The 19,192-nt window shown below is 42.5% G+C and carries 12 protein-coding genes; 4 read left to right on the forward strand and 8 right to left on the reverse strand.

Annotation, left to right across the window (positions count from 1 at the left end):
- Positions 1-5: 5 nt before the first annotated feature.
- The 4 genes from DUK53_RS13395 to DUK53_RS13410 form a co-directional block, all read right to left on the reverse strand.
- Positions 6-3,467 (reverse strand): toxin Cry1Ac domain D-VI-related protein, encoded by a 3,462-nt coding sequence (locus tag DUK53_RS13395; RefSeq protein WP_036133663.1) that lies wholly within the window; start codon positions 3,465-3,467, stop codon positions 6-8.
- 31 nt (positions 3,468-3,498) lie between these two features.
- Positions 3,499-6,396 carry an immunoglobulin-like domain-containing protein gene (locus DUK53_RS13400; RefSeq protein WP_036133660.1) on the reverse strand — a complete coding sequence of 966 codons (2,898 nt, stop codon included), beginning with the start codon at positions 6,394-6,396 and terminating at the stop codon, positions 3,499-3,501.
- 33 nt (positions 6,397-6,429) lie between these two features.
- Positions 6,430-10,077 (reverse strand): immunoglobulin-like domain-containing protein, encoded by a 3,648-nt coding sequence (locus DUK53_RS13405; protein ID WP_052165090.1) that lies wholly within the window; start codon positions 10,075-10,077, stop codon positions 6,430-6,432.
- A gap of 148 nt (positions 10,078-10,225) precedes the next feature.
- Complete coding sequence (locus DUK53_RS13410; protein ID WP_036133657.1) at positions 10,226-10,891, reverse strand: cyclic nucleotide-binding domain-containing protein; 666 nt, start codon at positions 10,889-10,891, stop codon at positions 10,226-10,228.
- 397 nt (positions 10,892-11,288) lie between these two features.
- Here DUK53_RS13410 and DUK53_RS13415 point away from each other — a divergent pair, with 397 nt between their 5' ends.
- The 3 genes from DUK53_RS13415 (at position 11,289) to DUK53_RS13425 (ending at position 12,949) form a co-directional block, all read left to right on the forward strand.
- Positions 11,289-12,134 carry a YihY/virulence factor BrkB family protein gene (locus tag DUK53_RS13415; protein WP_052165089.1) on the forward strand — a complete coding sequence of 282 codons (846 nt, stop codon included), beginning with the start codon at positions 11,289-11,291 and terminating at the stop codon, positions 12,132-12,134.
- Positions 12,135-12,196: 62 nt separating this feature from the next.
- Entirely contained in the window at positions 12,197-12,577 is a 381-nt protein-coding gene (gene gloA, locus DUK53_RS13420) for a lactoylglutathione lyase (protein ID WP_036133654.1), read from the forward strand.
- Between the two features lie 72 nt (positions 12,578-12,649).
- The gene (locus DUK53_RS13425) at positions 12,650-12,949 is read left to right on the forward strand and encodes an MGMT family protein (protein ID WP_036133807.1); all 300 of its coding nucleotides are present in this window, start codon (positions 12,650-12,652) and stop codon (positions 12,947-12,949) included.
- On the opposite strand, the gene DUK53_RS13430 is transcribed toward DUK53_RS13425, so the two are convergent.
- Both DUK53_RS13430 and DUK53_RS13435 read right to left on the reverse strand, forming a co-directional pair.
- Entirely contained in the window at positions 12,946-13,437 is a 492-nt protein-coding gene (locus tag DUK53_RS13430) for a methylated-DNA--[protein]-cysteine S-methyltransferase (RefSeq protein ID WP_036133651.1), read from the reverse strand. The genes DUK53_RS13425 and DUK53_RS13430 overlap by 4 nt on opposite strands.
- Positions 13,437-14,018: a bifunctional transcriptional activator/DNA repair enzyme AdaA gene (locus DUK53_RS13435; RefSeq protein WP_036094829.1), complete on the reverse strand. Its 582-nt coding sequence runs from the start codon at positions 14,016-14,018 to the stop codon at positions 13,437-13,439. Before DUK53_RS13435 ends, DUK53_RS13430 begins: the two co-directional genes overlap by 1 nt.
- A gap of 206 nt (positions 14,019-14,224) precedes the next feature.
- Here DUK53_RS13435 and DUK53_RS13440 point away from each other — a divergent pair, with 206 nt between their 5' ends.
- Complete coding sequence (locus DUK53_RS13440; protein WP_124892808.1) at positions 14,225-15,595, forward strand: Nramp family divalent metal transporter; 1,371 nt, start codon at positions 14,225-14,227, stop codon at positions 15,593-15,595.
- Between the two features lie 474 nt (positions 15,596-16,069).
- Here the strand turns inward: DUK53_RS13440 and pepF are convergent, their stop codons facing one another.
- Together pepF and DUK53_RS13450 are read right to left on the reverse strand one after the other, a co-directional pair.
- Entirely contained in the window at positions 16,070-17,881 is a 1,812-nt protein-coding gene (pepF, locus tag DUK53_RS13445) for an oligoendopeptidase F (protein ID WP_036133648.1), read from the reverse strand.
- 66 nt (positions 17,882-17,947) lie between these two features.
- Entirely contained in the window at positions 17,948-19,060 is a 1,113-nt protein-coding gene (locus DUK53_RS13450; RefSeq protein ID WP_052165088.1) for a competence protein CoiA family protein, read from the reverse strand.
- Positions 19,061-19,192 lie beyond the last annotated feature (132 nt).

The raw sequence follows: 19,192 nt of genomic DNA on the forward strand, positions 1-19,192 counted from the left end.
CTAAATTATTTCGTTGGTGCTTGAATTGTTACTTTTTTGCTGTCTAACAGTTTGCCTGTTTTGTCGTAAACCGCAATCGTGACATTGTCATCTGCTTTTTTGATTTTGTCTAGTGTGTAGAATTTGAATGTGCCATTATTGATACTGCCACCAGCATATTCTGTGCCGTTTACCGTTACTTTAAGAGAAGCTACATCACCAGATACCGTTCCTGTTAGCGTTGTATCGCCTGGAATCGTCATGGTTGCTGGTGTTACTTTACCTTCTGTTGTGACCACATTGTTTTTGATCGTGACTGTTTTTGTGTCGAGTAATTTACCAACGCTATCGTAAGCACGAACGACAATGATGTCTTTTGGTGATTTGGTTTTGTCGAAAGAGTAGAACTTGAAGGTACCGTTTGCCACTGTGCCACCTTTGTATAGTTGTGTCACGCCGGCTTCATTTGTGATGCTGACCTCAATGCGAGATACATCTCCAGTGTAAGTTCCGCTGATATAAGAATCGCCTGGAATTGTCATTGCTGTTGGAGATAGATTGCCTTCTGTTACCGCTGCGATGTTGACTTTCTCACGAGCAATTTCTCTACCGTTCTTGTCGTAAGCTACCATGTATAGTACTTGGTCTTTTTTGACACCTGGTCCGACATAAAACTTGAATGTGCCATTCGTTTTCGTCGCGTTTCCAGATTCTACGCCGTCTTTGCTCAGGGTAATACGGTCTACATCGCCAGAATAGCTACCAGTGATGGATGTTGTACCTAACACAAACTCATCTGGTTTCAGTGTTCCTTTCGTAGCGAATTGTGCTTTCGCTTTATTCAAGTCTTTTTGTAGTGCTGCTTTTTTCGCCGGGTCGGTTACTTGATTGACTAATGCTTGTGCTGCGTCAATCGCTGTCTGTGTCACTGCACTTGAGATGTTACTATTTGGATCTTTGTTCGTGAATAGGTTATTCACTGCTTCTCGTGCTTTATTTTCTGCTTCTACTTGTGTTGTTTTTACGTCCAATTGACTTTGCGCTTTGTTTAAATCGGCTTGCAAGATCGCTTTCTTCGCTGGATCAGTTACTTGGTTGATGAGCGCTTGGGCTGCATTAATATCTGCTTGCGTCATGTTGCTCGTGATGTTACCGTTTGGATTTTTATTCGTGAATAAGTTGTTCACTGCTTCTCGTGCTTTGTTTTCTGCCTCTGCTTGCGCTGTTTTAGCATCTAATTGGCTTTGTGCTTTGTTCAAATCAGCTTGTAGCGCCGCTTTCTTCGCGGAATCTGCCACTTTGTTGATCAATACTTGCACTGCGTCAATATTTGCTTGTGTTGTCGCACCTGCAATGTTGCCATTTGGATCTTTGTTTGCGAATAAGTTATTCACTGCTTCGCGCGCTTTATTTTCTGCTTCTGCTTGCGTTGTTTTAGCGTCTAATTGATTTTGCGCCTTATCCAAATCTGCTTGTAACGCCGCTTTCTTCGTTGGATCGGTTACTTTGTTGATTAACACTTGCGCTGCATCAATACCCGCTTGCGTCATCGTGCTCATGATATTGCCATTTGGATTTTTGTTTGTGAATAAGTCATTGACTGCCTCACGCGCTTTATTTTCGGCTTCTACTTGTGCTGTTTTGGCATCCATTTGGCTCTGCGCTTTGTTTAAATCAGCTTGTAGTTCAGCTTTCTTCGCGGGATCAGTTACTTTGTTGATTAACGCTTGCGCTGCATCAATATCCGCTTGTGTCATCGTACTTGTGATGTTTCCTTTTGGATTTTTGTTAGCGAATAAGTTGTTGACTGCTTCGCGTGCGTTGTTCTCTGCTTGTAATAATTGACTTTGTGCCTTATTCAAATCAGCTTGCAGTACCACCTTTTTCGCCGAATCCGTTACTTGGTCAATCAACGCTTGCGCTGCGTCAATGTCCGCTTGTGTCACCGTACTCGTGATATTACCATTTGGATCTTTGTTCATGAATAAGCTGTTCACCGCTTCACTCGCCTTGTTTTCTGCTTCTACTTGTCTAGGATCTTTCACAAATGATCCACTTGCAATTTTGCCGGTATTTTGATTATTGTAAAATACTCTTGCCTCACTGCTATCTGACTGAAGATTGCCTTGCTTTTGATTCGCCTCATTACCAGTAACCTCAAAATACATATAAAGTGGACCAGCATAAATTCTGTTCGGGTCCTTAGACAAAACATTTCCTTTATTCCATGTCGCAAAGCCATTATCTGATTCAATATTAATTTTTGATGCTCCTGAAAACGATCCTAAAACACTACCCACAACATTCTGGATAGAAAAATTAGCGCCTTTATCAAATTTAGCTGTTTCAAGTATCGTGACTGCAGATTTAGCAGCATTCGCACTAACTTCCATTGTGGCGCCTTTCTCCACATTTAAAACACTCAATCTTAACGGGCTTGAAGTCGTTATTTTATTCTTATGACTGAATGTAAAATGACTATCTGTACCTAGTGTCAGTTTTCCATTCTCAACTCTTACTAGATTGTAATCTAGCGCTGCATCTGAATACATTTTCATTGTTCCAAGATTTGTAACGTCACTGTTATCCCCTGAAATATTCTCCTTTGGTCCATTGATATCAACCAAACCATTGTTTTCAAACTGAGACTTTTCAAGGAGCAAGCCCGCTCTTCCGCTATTCAATGCATTCCAAACACCAGTTTTAGATATCGTCAACTGAGCTTGAGTTAAGCGAATACCATTAATATCTTTCGCTGTCGTTGTTATTTGCCCGTCTATAATGCCTTTAGAACCTTTGTCCATTAGTAAGCTACTGCCTTTAGCATTGATATTCAATTTTGAGCTTTTCTCAACATTCAGCTCTTGTCCAGCTGCGATTGCGTATGTGTCAGCTCCTGTTGTTTCTATATTTACATTTGCATTTTCGCGAACTATAATTTTCCCAGCACCGATAGATCCAGGCGAGCCACTCCAAGTGAATGTGGACTTATCTGATATATCACCTTCTAAAATGAGTGTTGCATTCGATAATTTGAATAAACGAGCTCCTGAAGATGCTATGTTATAGAGTGTTACTGTCGCTTGTATCGTCTCACTAGATCCACTTATAAAACCATTTTTATGCGTGTTTACAACCATCATATTTTCTACTTTCACGGCTGTTCCTGCTGCGAAGATACTTAATGTTTTGTTATTAGCATTTATCATATATCCATTTCCATGAATCGTTTTACTCGCGCCATTAATGTTTGCATTAGCAGCCATAGTGATGTCCGCTTTTAAATTAATATCTGTAATATTGGCTGTTTCTAACGCTACTTTTAGTTCGTTCCATGTCTTGACATCGGTTGTTTGTGTATCCACAGCTGGCATAATCACTTCACTTGCCAATGTGTTAAATGGCACTGCTCCTAAGCTGGAAAATACAATGGTTCCTGCTGCCATTACTTTTAGCGCCTTGCTCATAGCATTTCTTTGTTTCTGCATAACTTATTCTCCTTTTCTGTCGTATCCTATATTATTTTGTTGGTGCTTGGATTGTTACTTTTTTGCTATCTAGTAGTTTGCCTAATTTGTCGTAAACGGCAATTGTGACATTATCGTCTGCTTTTTTGATTTTATCTAGGGTGTAGAATTTGAATGTGCCGTTGCTGATGCTGCCACCAGCGTATTCTGTGCCGTTTACCGTTACTCTGAGAGAAGCGACATCACCGGATACCGTTCCTGTTAGCGTTGTATCGCCTGGAATTGTCATGGTTGCTGGTGTAACTTTACCTTCTGTTGTGACCACATTGTTTTTGATCGTGACTGTTTTCGTGTCGAGTAATTTGCCAACGCTATCGTAAGCGCGAACGACAATGATGTCTTTTGGTGATTTTGTTTTGTCGAAAGAATAGAATCGGAATGTACCGTTTGCGACCGTGCCACCTTTGTATAGTTGTGTCACGCCGGCTTCGTTTGTGATGCTGACTTCAATTCGAGATACGTCTCCTGTGTAAGTTCCACTGATGTAAGAGTCGCCTGGAATTGTCATCGCAGTGGGCGAAAGATTGCCTTCCGTTACTGCCGCGATATTGACTTTCTCACGAGCAATTTCTCTGCCGTTTTTGTCGTAAGCTACCATGTATAGAGATTGTTCTTTTTTGATGCCTGGTCCGACATAGAACTTGAATGTGCCGTTTGTTTTCGTCGCGTTTCCTGATTCCACACCGTCTTTGCTCAGGGTAATACGATCTATATCGCCGGAATAACTACCAGTGATGGATGTTGTCCCTAATACAAAATCGTCTGGTTTCAGTGTTCCTTTTGTCGCAAATTGTGCTTTCGCTTTGTCCAAGTCTTTTTGTAGTGCCGCTTTTTTCGTTGGATCGGTTACTTGATTAACCAATGCTTGCGCTGCGTCAATCACCGCTTGTGTTACTGCATTCGTGATGTTGCCATTTGGGTCTTTGTTTGTGAATAAGTTATTCACTGCTTCACGTGCTTTGTTTTCTGCTTCTGCTTGCGTTGTTTTAGCGTCCAACTGACTTTGTGCTTTGTTTAAATCGGCTTGCAATGCTGCTTTTTTCGCTGGATCAGTTACTTTGTTGATGAGCGCTTGGGCTGCATTAATATCCGCTTGCGTCATAGTACTCGTGATGTTTCCGTTTGGATTTTTGTTAACGAATAGATTGTTGACTGCCTCGCGTGCTTTGTTTTCTGCCTCTGTTTGTGCTGTTTTAGCATCTAATTGGCTTTGCGCTTTATTCAAATCAGCTTGTAACGCCGCTTTCTTCGTTGGGTCTACTACTTTGTTGATTAAAGTTTGCGCTGCGTCAATGTTCGTTTGTGTTGTCGCACCTGTAATGTTGCCATTTGGATCTTTGTTTGTGAATAGGTTATTCACCGCTTCACGCGCTTTATTTTCTGCTTCTGTTTGCGTTGTTTTAGCGTCTAATTGATTTTGTGCCTTGTCCAAATCAGCTTGTAACGCCGCTTTCTTCGTTGGATCGGTTACTTTGTTGATTAAAACTTGCGCTGCATCAACATCTGCTTGCGTCATTTTGTTCGTGATGTTTCCGTTTGGATCTTTGCTGGTGAATAAGTTGTTGACTGCCTCGCGCGCTTTGTTTTCTGCCTCCACTTGTGCCGTTTTAGCATCTAATTGACTTTGTGCTTTGTTCAAATTGGCTTGTAGTCCAGCTTTTTCCGTCGGGTCTACCACTTTGTTCACTAAAACTTGTGCCGCATCAATATCTGCTTGTGTCACTGTATTCGTAATCGTACCGTTTGGATCTTTGTTGATGAATAAATTATTCACAGCTTTACTAGCTTCATCAAAAAGGCCTCCTTCGTTCGATGCCAACGCTTTTTCCTTGGATTCATACACATCAGTTACTTGAACATCGCTATACGCTGTTTGGCCTGGCGTTTTCCATTTTAATGAAGAAGCACCTGGTCCCTTTTCGTTAGCAACCGTTTGCTCAATCTTGATAGTCGTTCCTTTTTCCAGATAAAGGTCCCCTGTTTCAGCAAGATTAGGATATCTCAAATTCTTAATGACTTCTCTACCGTCAATCGCTAGCGTATAAATATCATCACCGCCGCCATTAAAGCGATAATTCCCAGTTTCAGAAATATAAATATAGCCTGTTTTCTTCACGGTATAATAGTCTGTTCCCAATCCAGGATATGGTTCAAATGTCCCGTAATGCTTTGTAAAGCTCTCATGCTCAACCGTTTGGCCTTTAAAAATAGTTGTTGTAGTACCATCATAATATTCTGTCATCACACCATGCTTCTTCATCTCAGCCGATGCCAGTTCTGCTTGTTCTCTTGTTGGGTACGTATTAGATAGAGGAACCTCTTTCCAATTATTATCTGGATTCTCCGTTGTTAGATTCGGCATGCCCCAACTCAATAACGTATACGCAACACCAGCATCTTGTTCTACGGTCTGTGAAATTTCAACAATATCGCCTCCATGAAGATACCCCATACTTTTCCAATTTGACGCATTATAAGCTCCTGTTACCAACTGTAGCTCTCCATTGATACTGACGGAGGTTCTGTCATCCCCTTGGGTTTTTAAGTTATACTGACCAGATACTGGGATTACGACATAACCAGTTTTCTTAATAGAATAATTTGTGTTCCCTAATCCAGGAAATGGTTCACTCGTGCCAAAACTTTCACTAAATGCTTTTTCGACATACGCCGATCCAATTAGATTAGCTTGCCATGGACTTCTGTTAATAATTTTTGTGTACTCTGCCTTCACACCATTTTGGATAGTAACTTTCTCATTTTCCGCTTGCGTCGCCGTTACATCAGCGGCAAACGTATTAAATGGAATAGCTCCTAAACTAGAAAATACAATAGTACCTGCTGCCATCACTTTTAATGCTTGACTCATAACCCTTTTTTGCTTCTGCATTGATATCATTCTCCTTTTCTGTCGTGTTCTATTTTATTTCGTTGGTGCTTGGATCGTTACTTTTTTGCTGTCTAACAGTTTGCCTGTTTTGTCGTAAACCGCAATCGTGACATTGTCATCTGCTTTTTTGATTTTGTCTAGTGTGTAGAATTTGAATGTGCCATTATTGATACTGCCACCAGCATATTCTGTGCCGTTTACCGTTACTTTAAGAGAAGCTACATCACCAGATACCGTTCCTGTTAGCGTTGTATCGCCTGGAATCGTCATGGTTGCTGGTGTTACTTTACCTTCTGTTGTGACCACATTGTTTTTGATCGTGACTGTTTTTGTGTCGAGTAATTTACCAACGCTATCGTAAGCACGAACGACAATGATGTCTTTTGGTGATTTGGTTTTGTCGAAAGAGTAGAACTTGAAGGTACCGTTTGCTACTGTGCCGCCTTTGTATAGTTGTGTCACGCCAGCTTCGTTTGTGATGCTGACTTCAATGCGAGATACGTCCCCTGTATAAGTTCCACTGATGTAAGAATCACCTGGGATTGTCATTGCCGTTGGAGATAGAGTTCCTTCTGTTACCTTCGCAATATTGACTTTTTCACGAGCGATTTCTCTGCCATTTTTGTCATAAGCAACCATGTATAGTACTTGGTCTTTTTTGATACCTGGTCCCACATAAAATCTGAAAGTACCGTTTGTTTTCGTTGCGTTTCCTGATTCTACACCGTCTTTGCTGAGTGTGATACGGTCTACATCGCCGGAATAGCTACCAGTGATAGAAGTCGTACCTAACACAAAATCGTCTGGTTTCAGTGTTCCTTTTGTCGCGAATTGTGCTTTCGCTTTGTCTAAATCTTTTTGTAGTGCTGCTTTTTTCGTTGTATCCGTTACTTGATTAACCAATGCTTGCGCTGCGTCAATCACCGCTTGTGTTACTGCATTCGTGATGTTGCCATTTGGGTCTTTGTTTGTGAATAAGTTATTCACTGCTTCACGTGCTTTGTTTTCTGCTTCTGCTTGCGTTGTTTTAGCGTCCAACTGACTTTGTGCTTTGTTTAAATCGGCTTGGAGTTCTGCTTTTTTCGTTGGGTCTGTTACTTTGTTTACTAAGTTTTGTGCTGCGTCGATTGTGGCTTGGTTTGTAGTCGATTTGATATCCGTTTTTGTTGCGTCTGTGAATAATGCATCGACGGCCGCTCTAGCTGCATCTTGATCAGCATTACCATTTCGTATGACTGTTGTTTTTGCACTTGACGTTTTGCCATCTTTTGTTGCTGTTGCTGTTACGACTGTTCCTTCTGCTTGTTTCGCAATCGTCAAACTGTAAATACCATCTGATCCCACACGTCCTGTTGCCAGTTGCTTACCATCTTGATCTTTCATTGTGATTGTTGCGTTTGGTTCAGCTGTTCCTGAAGCAGAGACAGAATCCGTTGTAAGGGAATTAATGGTCGTTTGATCAATACCATCACGTACCACAATAGTTGATGCTGTTGATGTGAATCCTGCTAACGAAGCTGTTATCGAGATAACCATTCCTTCTGGTTGTTTTGCAATAGTGAGGCTGTATATGCCATCTGATCCGACACGACCTGTTGCCAATTGTTTGCCATCTCGATCTTTCACTGTGATTGTTGCATTCGGTTCAGCTGTTCCTGAAACAGACACTGATTCTGTCGTCACGTCGTTAACTGTTGTCGCATCAATTTCACCGCGAACGACTGTTGTTTGTGCTGCCGAAGTTTTGCCGTTTGATGCTGCTGTGACTGTCACAACTGTTCCTGCGGCTTGCTTTGGAATTGTAATACTGTATTTACCATCAGATCCTATTTTTCCAGATCCAAGTACATCTCCAGCACTATTTTTAATTTCAACAGATGCATTTGCTTCCGCTGTTCCTTCTACTACCGTTGATTTTGTTGTTATCGCTGAGATAGTTGTTTGTTCCAGCTCACCTTGTGTAACGGTCTTTGTTGCTGTAGAAGTGGCAGTTCCTTTTGTTGCTGTTGCTGTTACTCTTGTGCCAACATCTTGGTGTGAGATTGTAATGCTATAGTTTCCGTCTGATCCTACTTTTCCAGAACCAATGACTTCACCATTTGCTTTGATTTCAATGTCTGCATTTGGTTCTGCTGTGCCTGTTGCTTTTACTGAATCTGTTGTTAGAGGTGCAATGGTTGTTTGTGCAATAGCAGCTTGTTTGACTGTTGTTGTTGCCGAAGAGGTAATACCATCAGAATCGGCTGTTGCTGTTACGACAGTTCCCCCGGCCTGTTTAGCAATGGTAACATCGTAGAAACCGTCTGATCCTACTCTACCAGAAGCTAGTGTCGTTCCCGCTGCGTCCTTAATAACGATTTTTGCGTTTGGCTCTGCTAAACCGACTACGTGCGTTGAATCTGTCGTAAGTTCCTCAATTTTTGTTTGAGCCATATTCGTTAAGGTATAGCTACCACCCAGTAGTTTCGCTGTTGTTTTACTTACAAATTGTGTTTGAAATTGCGCACTGTTTGACATTAAGTTCTTTTGACTTAAGTTACCTTTATCCCAACCAGACAAATCAAGTGTTGCCATTTTAAAGTCATTGTAGCTATGCGTTGGCTTGTCATTGTAGATAAAAGCGGAATCCCAGGTGGTTAGCCCTTTATCGGAATTAATTTTAATGTTAGTGGAAGCGCCAGCATAGTTCGCAAAAACAGATCCTGTAGCATTCGTATTTGTAATGGCAAAATTTGAACCGTTCTCAAATACTAATGATTTACCCGTTTGAACTGTTCCTTGTACACCTTTGGAAGTCGCAACGAAATCCGCTCCTGATTGAACAGTTAAGCTACCATTCGTAATAGAAATACCTTCCTCCACCGCATCACCTGCATCAGCCTTGAATTTAGCGCCTGTTTTAACGACCATATTCCCGCCAGTTGCATAAATGGCTTGCTTCGTTGCTGATTTCAGCTCCATATTTCCTGCAACAGAAATTTGTGCATTATTATTAGCCACATAAAGCGTATATGACTTCGAATCGACTTTCATATTAGAGTCTGCTTCTTGGGTTAAATTCCCAATCACATAAAGTGCTATTCCATTAGAATCAACGGAAGAGAAATCGACGTTTGCGCCCTCTTTGATTATCAAGTTCGTTCCTTGGATAGTTTTTCCGTAATCAGAAGTTGCTTTAATATTTCCCTCTAAAATGGCCGTACCTCTCGCATTGTACACAAATTGTCTACCGCTAGAAGTGACATTTTTATAAGTGACTTGCACGCCAGCAAATTCTGACCAGAATAACGGGTAAATATCTTGGTTAGTTATAGTTAGATCCTCTATGCGGTTAATGGAATCAACTTTTGCAACACCGATTCTATTCAGACCCATATCGATGGAATGTCCGTTACCATATAGATTTTTTTGTGTTGTGAAGTTAAAACTTGACGTTAGTTTAATGTCTGCTGTTAGTTTAATGTCTGTTATCGTTGTGCTTAACAAGGCTGCTCTTAGTTCTGCAGATGTTGCTACCTCCGTTGCATTAGCAGGAGCAGCTGTAAGTGCGGCTACATTTTTAAGTGCTTCTTCACTTGCAAATACGTTAGCAGGTATTGTAGTTAGCAGCGAGCTTCCAACTAATACAGTTGCTAAAGCGATTTTCCCACTTTTTTTTATGATATTATTTTTCGTTAACATTATAATTAATGTCCTCCCCTGATTTTAATTATTATTGTTGCGCAACTACTTTTTAAACTGAATTCAAAAGCGTTCACTTGAATCCATCAGTAGTATTCCCATGTAGTTCTCCATGTCAGATTTAAGTTTTTTCATGGGCGGGATTAACTTATAAACCCGAATCATCAGAATCATATACTAAAATAGATTGTTCTCGATCAACAATAATTTTCCCGTCTAACTCTAGCTCACTCACTACTTTTTTGGCTGTATGCGGTGATATTTGGCAACATTTAGAAAGTAATAAATAATTCACCATTTTAGGTATGTGATATCCCGTATCGCCCTTTTTAGACAGCAGTTTAATCATATCGATGACCCGTTCCTGCGTACTTTGGGTCAACATATGCGCATACCGATAAAAATGAAACTCTTGGCGCTTCAAAATATCGATAAGCAAATCTGGAAAAAATGGCTGCTGAGAAAGTTCCTGAAGTACCGTTTTCGCGTCGTAAATTGCCAATTCTACAGAACCAAGCGCAACATATTCATACTCATCATTGTGAAAAACATTATGAAAAATAAAATCATTCTCCATCCAAATTGCATTCACGGTTTGTTTTTTTTGACCCGCATTGTTGATTTGTTGCAATAGCTTCCCTTTTACTATATGAATTAATTTACCGGAATCCGACAAAACAAGATGTTGATGATTATCGAGAATCTTATTTTGGTAAAGCTCAGAATCTCTTCTGTTTATATTTGACAAGTCTAGTAACGGTAACAGCAAGTTAGGTTCCCTAAGTAACAAACTGTGCACAGCAAGAAAATCCATAGGACGCCTCCCTTTTATTTGAACTACTTACTTAGCATAAAGTATAATTTTTTGACGTTATACACTTAAAAAATCGTAATTTGCATATAGGAAAGTCACCAGATATCTATTTTTAATTTGTAATTTTGTAAATCATCATCAAAACGACTGCTATTAAAGCATTTATTTTATGTCATTTTTATGTCTAAACCGTCATTTTTATAGGATATTTTTAAAAATAAGTATAAAAAAACACAAAATATCAGTAACAAATGTTACTAGGTGGCTTTTCACTCATGCGATTCATCTTTGTTTTATTTATAGGCTCAGGGGTATTGTGACTATGCAGAGAATTATGCTACAACCAAAATAATTAATTAAATGTCAGAAAACCATTTCACGAAAGGATGTATCACACATGCCACTAAAAAACCAAACAAAAGCCAAACTAAAACAAGTAGGAGAACTCGCCAAAACAAACTGGAAAAGCGCCCGAATCACATCCCACGCCGCCCAGCTCACCTTTTACATATTGCTATCCATCCTCCCAATGATGCTCGTATTCGGCAATCTCATACCACTCCTACCAATTCCAAAAGAGGAAGTCTACACCACGCTCCAAACATTCATGCCACCAGAAGTATACGATATCCTGCACCCCGTCATCGAAAGCATGCTCACCAACGCAAGCGGCACCGCCATCTCACTCGGTCTAATCACCGCGATTTGGTCCGCCTCGAAATGTTTCAGCGCCCTACAAGAAGTCCTAAACATCGTCTACCAAGCCCCTGATCGCAAAAATTTCATCGTGACCCGCATCATGTCTTTCCTTATGATGCTCGTTATCATCGTAATCCTCGGTGCCATCGTCTTTATCTTCGCATTTGGCGAACAAATCGTGACTTTCCTACAAGACCAATTCGACCTGAAGCTTGATGCCCTCGCCGATTTAGGCGCCGCAAAATGGTTCATCACGCCAATTTTTCTATTCATCCTGTTCCTCATCATTTACTGGCTCGTTCCAAACGTCAAATGGAAAATCCGAAAAAGCGTCATCGGTGCCCTATTCGCAACAGTCGGCTGGCTTGCTGCAACCGAACTACTTTCCGCATACGTCAGTTTTCAAGGCGATAAAATTCTCGGTTTCGGCAGCCTCAGCATCATGATCGTCATCATGCTCTGGCTCTACTTCGTCTCGATTATCCTACTACTCGGCGCATTTATAAACGTCATCATCGACTCCTACAAACAACAAAATTTGTAATCAATGCCCGAATATACTACAATGAAAACGAGAGAAAATCGCTATTTAGGAGGAATTTTATCATGAGTATTAAAATGCTACATACGTGTATTCGCGTCAAGGACTTAGACAAATCGCTAGCTTTCTACACCGAAGCATTTGGCCTGAAAGAAACACGTCGCAAAGACTTCCCAGACCACAAATTCACACTCGTCTACCTTGCATTTGAAGAAGGCGGATTCGAATTGGAACTGACTTACAACTACGACGCAGAAGCCTACGATCTAGGAAACGGCTACGGACACCTCGCAGTTGGCGTCGATGACCTATCCGCAACACACGAAAAATTCGAAAAAGCCGGCTACAGCGTCACTGACTTAAAAGGCCTACCAGGAACAAAACCATCCTATTTCTTCGTGATGGACCCAGACGGCTACAAAACCGAAGTTATCCAAAATCGCTAATTAGCACGCAAAAAAAGAGAGCAGCTTCCATCATTGCTCTCTTTTACTACATATAATAGGAGGAAACTCATGATGCAACACGCCGAATTTCAGCAAGACATCTATAATCTCGTCCGCCAAATCCCACGCGGAAAAGTCACGACATACGGTCAAATCGCGTACATGCTCGATCGCCCGAAAAATTCGCGTCTTGTCGGTCAAGCCATGCGCCTAACGCCAAGTGACGCCAGCATCCCAAGCCACCGCGTCGTCAACTCCCAAGGCCGCCTCGTTTCAGGCTGGTCCGCACAATACGACCTACTAAAAGCAGAAGGCATCCCCTTCACGCCAAATGGTAACGTCCGCTTGAAAAACTGTTTTTGGCAAGGCTAGGCCTCTAATCGCAACAACCGTTCCTTCATCGCGACACCACCACGGTACCCCGTTATTTTTCCATTTTTCCCAATCACGCGATGACACGGAACCACCATCAAAACCGGATTTGCCCCGATCGCCGTCCCAACTGCTCGCACCGCTTGCGGTTTCCCAATCTCACTCGCAATCTCCGAATACGTCCTCGTCTCCCCATAAGGAATCGCGACTAGCGCCTGCCAAACTGCCTCCTGAAAAGGCGTCCCCGCAATATCCAGCGGCAAATCAAAATCCCGTCGCGCCCCCGTCAAGTACGCCACAATCCCGTCCGCATAAGGCTTCACCCGCATCTCATCCACCGTCAAATCCACGCGAACCCGCTCGCCCCACTTTTTCAACTCAGCTATATCCGACCCATCCGAGCCAACAAACGCCAATCCACGCTCGCTGACCCCAATATAAAACGCCATCCCGGCCACCTGCAACCGATCATAAAAAATCCGCGTCATCACACATGCAACTCCTTCCAATTTTTCCGATACCCACTCGGCGTCACACCCCGCGTCCGCTTAAACAACGTCGCAAACTGCGCCGCATTCGGCATCCCAACCGCAGCACCAATCTCCATCACCCGCATCTCCGTCGTCTCCAGCAACACACACGCCTCCCGAATCCGCACCTCATGCACAAAATCGAGCGGTGTCATCCCCGTCTGCGCCTTAAAAACCCGATGCAGATGATACGCACTGCCATGACACCCATCCGCAATCCTCGAAAGCGTCAAATGCTCCCGATAATGCTCACCAATATAAGCCTCAATCTGCGCCACCCAATCTTCATCCGGCAACCTCACGCCACCTGACTTGCACCGCTTACAAGGCCTGAACCCCGCATCCATAGCATCCTCCGCACACAAAAACACCCGCACATTCTCAAGCTTCGGCGTCCTCGACTTACACGAAGGCCGACAAAAAATCCGCGTCGTACTCACCGCATAAAAAAACTGCCCGTCATACCCCGCATCATTTTCACAAATCGCACGCCACTGCTCCACCGTCACCAATTCCGCCAGCCCCTTCCACTTATCCATACCCCATTATACCGCGTTCCCCCTGAAAAAATAACCCACTAAAAAAATAAAAGCAAGATTTGAAAAACTCATGTATCTCTAAAAAAGACCATCCCATCATGGTAACTTTTTCTTTTTCCCAAAATACAGCATAACACTTGCAAAATCCCTCTATCTGCATTAAACTAAATTTGTTGCACGAAGGAAACATTGAGAGGATTTTGACTATGACTGATAAAAAAGAAAAACAAAAAATAATCCAACATACCCCACCCAACGGTTCAAGTTTGGGAGAAATAAATAATAGTGTCAGCATCCCCAAAAACGGCGGATTCTGGCGTAAACTCATCGCCTACTCAGGCCCCGGCGCACTCGTCGCAGTTGGTTACATGGATCCCGGTAACTGGATCACATCCATCCAAGGCGGTTCACAATACGGCTATCTGCTACTAAGCGTCATCCTGATGTCCAGCCTCATCGCCATGTTACTACAAAGCATGTGCGCAAGACTCGGCATCGTCACCGGCCTTGACCTAGCCCAAGCCACCCGTTTAAAAACCGGAAAAAAAGGCGGCTTTGCCCTGTGGATCGTAGCCGAACTCGCCATCATGGCCACGGATATCGCCGAAGTCATCGGTAGCGCCGTAGCCCTAAACCTTCTATTTGGCATACCACTCATACTCGGCGTCATCATCACCGTGCTTGACGTCTTCCTACTTCTCGTACTAGCCAAATTCGGCTTCCGAAAAATCGAAGCCATCGTCGTCACGCTCATCATCACCGTTCTTGTGATTTTTCTATACGAAGTCATCCTATCCGATCCAAACATGTCCGACATGCTCGGCGGCTTCATCCCACAAAAACAAGTCATCACAGACAAAGGCGCACTATTCCTAGCACTCGGTATCATCGGCGCGACCGTTATGCCGCATAACCTATACTTACACTCATCCATTGTCCAAGCCAGAAAATACGACCGCAACGACAAAAAATCACTCAAAGAAGCCATCAAGTTTTCGACCATCGACTCCAACATCCAGCTAACCGCAGCATTCGTCGTCAACTGCCTACTACTCATACTCGGCGCGGCCCTATTCTTCGGTCAAGACACCAGCAACCTAGGCCAATTCACACAACTCTACGACGCCTTACAAAATAACACCATCGTTGGCGCCATCGCGAGTCCCGTCCTCAGCGTACTCTTCGCTGTCGCCCTACTCGCATCCGGACAAAACGCCACGATCACAGGCACACTAACCGGTCAAATCGTCATGGAAGGCTTCATCCATATGAAACTACCCGTCTGGATTCGCCGACTTATCACACGAGTACTCGCCATCATCCCAGTCATCATCTGCATTGTAATATACGGCGACCAAGAAAACGCAGTCGAGCAACTCCTAATCTACACCCAAGTATTCCTAAGTATCGCCCTACCATTCTCCATGATCCCACTCACCATCTTCACCAGCAGCAAAAAACTAATGGGCGATTTCAAAAACCACCTATGGGTCACGATTCTAGCATGGGTCATAACCGTTGTCCTGAGCATCCTCAACATCCAGCTAATCATCCAAACCCTCTCAGGAATAGGCTAACAAAAAAATCCAGAGTCCTCTCAAAAATAGAGCAACTCTGGATTTTTGCTTCTTTAAAATCGAAAAAAGCCGCAACACAAGGCTACGGCTTTTCTCAGCGCAATCAAAAGGAGAAATTCACACAATCAAATAAAGGGGGTATTTGTATTGTGATTTATTTCACGTCAATAATATACCACATCTAAATCAATAATTCAATATTTCACAAACTTTATTTTTATAATACCTCTTTTCATTTCCATCCAGATAATCCTCATTCGCAAATAAAAATAGACATTAATAAAGAATAACTCGCATATCTACATAAATTCCCCATAAAACCCGCGTTTTCCTCACCCTAAAACCAATTAAATAACAAAATAAGGTTTTCTATGTCATAAATAATAAAATAGGATTCTCATTTAAGAACCCTACTTTATCACTAATAAAAATATAAATTTATTTTCTAAATCTGCTAATTTTCACAAACAAGTACTATTTAACCAACTTCTCCAGCTCATTCAACCGTTGCTCAAATACCTTCAACGCATCCGTCACTGGCTTAGCCGTCGTCATATCCACACCAGCTTTTTTCAACACTTCAATCGGAAAATCAGAACTTCCTGCTTTCAAGAAAGCCCGATATTTCTCAACAGCCTCAGCACCACCATGCAAAATACGATCACTAAGCGCCGATGCTGCACTAAATCCTGTTGCATATTGGAACACATAATAATTCATATAAAAATGCGGAATACGTGACCATTCAAGCCCAATCTCCTCATCATACACAATCTCACTGCCATAATATTTCTCATTCATCGCAAAATAATTCTCCGTCAAGAACTCCGCCGTCAAAGCCTCGCCTTTCTGATCTGCTTGATAAATAAAATGCTCAAATTCAGCAAATTGCGTTTGGCGGAATACCGTTCCTTTAAATCCATCCAAATAATGATTCAATAAATACGCACGCACTTTCGGATCATCATATTTCTTCAACATATAATCCGTCAATAAATTCTCATTCGTTGTCGAAGCCACCTCGGCCAAGAATATCGAATAATCCCCATAAACAAACGGCTGATTTTTGCGCGTATAATAACTATGCACACTATGGCCTAACTCATGCGCCAACGTAAACACATTATCAATCGTATCCTGCCAGTTCATCAAAATATACGGATTCGTACTATATGCGCCAGAAGAATAAGCCCCACTACGTTTCCCTTTGTTCTCCACGACATCAATCCAGCGATTATCAAACGCCTCTTTCAAGATAGCTTGATATTCCTCTCCAAGCGGCGCCAAACCATTCAAAACAATATCCTTCGCTTCCTCATACGTAAACGCTAAATGCACATCCGTTGAAAGCGGTGTATACATATCATACATACGCAATTCATCCAGACTCAACAACTCTTTGCGAAGCCCGACATAACGCTGTAATAGCGGCAAATGATTATTCACAGCCTCTACCAACGAATCATAGACAGCCTCCGGAATATGGTTCCCAAACAATGCTGCATGGCGCGCAGACTCATAACCATGCACCTTCGCATAGAAATTCCCCTTCTTCACTTGCCCCGTTAACGTCGTTGCCAACGTGTTCTTCAAGCCATCATAAGCACTATACATCCCTTTAAACGCGGCTTTACGAACATCCCGATTCTTCCCTTCCATCATCTTGCCATAGCGACCATGCGTAATCTCCACCTGATTGCCGTTCTCATCCTCAATCACTGGAAACTTCATGTCCGCATTATTTAAAATACTATACGTCCGCGAAGCATTCCCTAAAACCTCACCCGCCTGAGCAAGCAAAGCCTCTTCCTTCTCAGAAAGCACATACGGACGATTCAAATTCACTTCTTCCAACAAATGCGAGTACAGCTGCAAATCCTTATTCTCCGCGATAAAACCCTTCAATTTCGCCTCATCTATCGCCAATATCTCTGGTTCAAAATAAGAAATCGCCGCCGAAGCTTCCGTCAACAGGCTTCCCGCGCGACTATTTAATCCCTGATATGTCGTATTTGTCGTGTCCTGATCTTGCTTTAAATGCGCATAAACATACAGATTTCCTAAGCGATCATACAATTCATCGCGATAACGCAACGCTTGCAACAAACTATCACTGCTATCGCCAAGCTTACCTTGAAACGCCTTGCCTTCCTTCACTTTATCCTTCAACTGCGCAAAATCGGCCTCCCACGCAGCATCATCTTTAAAAATCGTCGTTAAATCCCATGTTGCACTTACTGGCACTTCTTCCCGCGTTGGCAATGCAGCTACTTTATTCTCACTCATAAATCCTATACCTCCAATAATTACTTTTTCATTCATTATGAGCTAATCCCATTAAAATTGCAAAAATCAAACATCCAAAAAGCGCGCCTCCTCATTCACCAATTCTGTCATCTGCCGCATCATCGTATAACTATCAGCCGCATTTGTACGCAAAATTCCCTGCTTACAAAGAAATTGCAAATAAGCTAAACAAAGCCCCTCCCGATCCTCGTCCCAAATCAAAGGCATCCGAACAACCTGTTTCTCAAAAATCGGTAGCACACTAGCCATCCCAAATGAATCTCCAACCCCCAGTGTCCGGAAAAATAGGTTCCACAAATAAAACTGCCATTCCATTGCCGGCGTCTTCACTCTAAATTGCATCGGCAACGAAACACCAACTTCCATCGGCAAATGCTGCAAATAATACCCCTGCTCATACACATCCTTCAAAAAACCACTCTGCTTCTTAAACCGCGTATAAAAATAGCACTGTTTCTGCCTCTCAAATGCCAAATCCCGCTTCACATAAAAAGTCGCATACTTAATCCGTTCTAACGCCTTCTTAATCACGCTCACCCCAACACGCCCATCAAACGTCATCGCCCGCGCATAAAAACGATTCGTCGTATCCATCGTAATATGATATAATACCGTCCAACGATTCACTTCCGGCAAATACTGCATCAAATAATACCCCAAATTCGGCGCTTGCTTAATAAAAGCCTGCTGAAAAGCCGTTAAATAATACCTCCCTTTCAGCATCCGTATATCCTGTCCTAGAATCCAGTGCACGCAAAGCCCCGCCATATGATAATCCTCGGTTCTCTGCCGCAACTCCTGCACAGGCACCGTAGAACACTGATATTCGATCACAGTACGCCCATCCACAAGAATATCCGCCTGTCGCTTTATATCGCGTAGATACACTTCTACATCCGCCTGACGATCCTGCAAAATCAGCCACTCCAAAAAATACTTTTTTCCGCTCAAATGCCGCTCCGATTCACCTTCTGAAGCAAATCGACACTTACTGGAAGCCAGATGCGCAAAATGAGGCATATTAATCTCGCCAGCCTTCAAAATCAGCCGTTCCGCGCAACATCCACACGTATATTGATCCCTTCTTGCTTTCAAAAAAGCCACATTTCCCCGTGTTACAACAACATCTCGTCCATTCTGATCTTTTGCGGTAAACATAATTTTCACTGCCTCTCTAGGTCTGTATACTAACTATATTCGCCCAATCTTCCGCAATTCCTCCCTCTTCTTCCAAAAACGCAAAAAGACTCGATTCACGTGTTTTTCACAGCGCAAATCGAGCCCAAAAAG

This window comes from Listeria sp. SHR_NRA_18 (genome assembly GCF_003856515.1).
GTDB classification, from domain to species: Bacteria; Bacillota; Bacilli; order Lactobacillales; family Listeriaceae; genus Listeria_A; species Listeria_A newyorkensis.

What these genes read in the sequence shown, in the direction of transcription:
- gloA (WP_036133654.1), top strand. Translation starts at nt 12,197, where the DNA reads ATGAGTATTAAAATGCTACATACGTGTATTCGCGTCAAGGACTTAGAC.
- DUK53_RS13425 (WP_036133807.1), top strand. Translation starts at nt 12,650, where the DNA reads ATGCAACACGCCGAATTTCAGCAAGACATCTATAATCTCGTCCGCCAA.
- DUK53_RS13395 (WP_036133663.1), bottom strand. Translation starts at nt 3,467, where the DNA reads ATGCAGAAACAAAGAAATGCTATGAGCAAGGCGCTAAAAGTAATGGCA.
- DUK53_RS13405 (WP_052165090.1), bottom strand. Translation starts at nt 10,077, where the DNA reads ATGTTAACGAAAAATAATATCATAAAAAAAAGTGGGAAAATCGCTTTA.
- DUK53_RS13440 (WP_124892808.1), top strand. Translation starts at nt 14,225, where the DNA reads ATGACTGATAAAAAAGAAAAACAAAAAATAATCCAACATACCCCACCC.
- DUK53_RS13450 (WP_052165088.1), bottom strand. Translation starts at nt 19,060, where the DNA reads ATGTTTACCGCAAAAGATCAGAATGGACGAGATGTTGTTGTAACACGG.
- DUK53_RS13410 (WP_036133657.1), bottom strand. Translation starts at nt 10,891, where the DNA reads ATGGATTTTCTTGCTGTGCACAGTTTGTTACTTAGGGAACCTAACTTG.
- DUK53_RS13400 (WP_036133660.1), bottom strand. Translation starts at nt 6,396, where the DNA reads ATGCAGAAGCAAAAAAGGGTTATGAGTCAAGCATTAAAAGTGATGGCA.
- DUK53_RS13435 (WP_036094829.1), bottom strand. Translation starts at nt 14,018, where the DNA reads ATGGATAAGTGGAAGGGGCTGGCGGAATTGGTGACGGTGGAGCAGTGG.
- DUK53_RS13415 (WP_052165089.1), top strand. Translation starts at nt 11,289, where the DNA reads ATGCCACTAAAAAACCAAACAAAAGCCAAACTAAAACAAGTAGGAGAA.
- pepF (WP_036133648.1), bottom strand. Translation starts at nt 17,881, where the DNA reads ATGAGTGAGAATAAAGTAGCTGCATTGCCAACGCGGGAAGAAGTGCCA.
- DUK53_RS13430 (WP_036133651.1), bottom strand. Translation starts at nt 13,437, where the DNA reads ATGACGCGGATTTTTTATGATCGGTTGCAGGTGGCCGGGATGGCGTTT.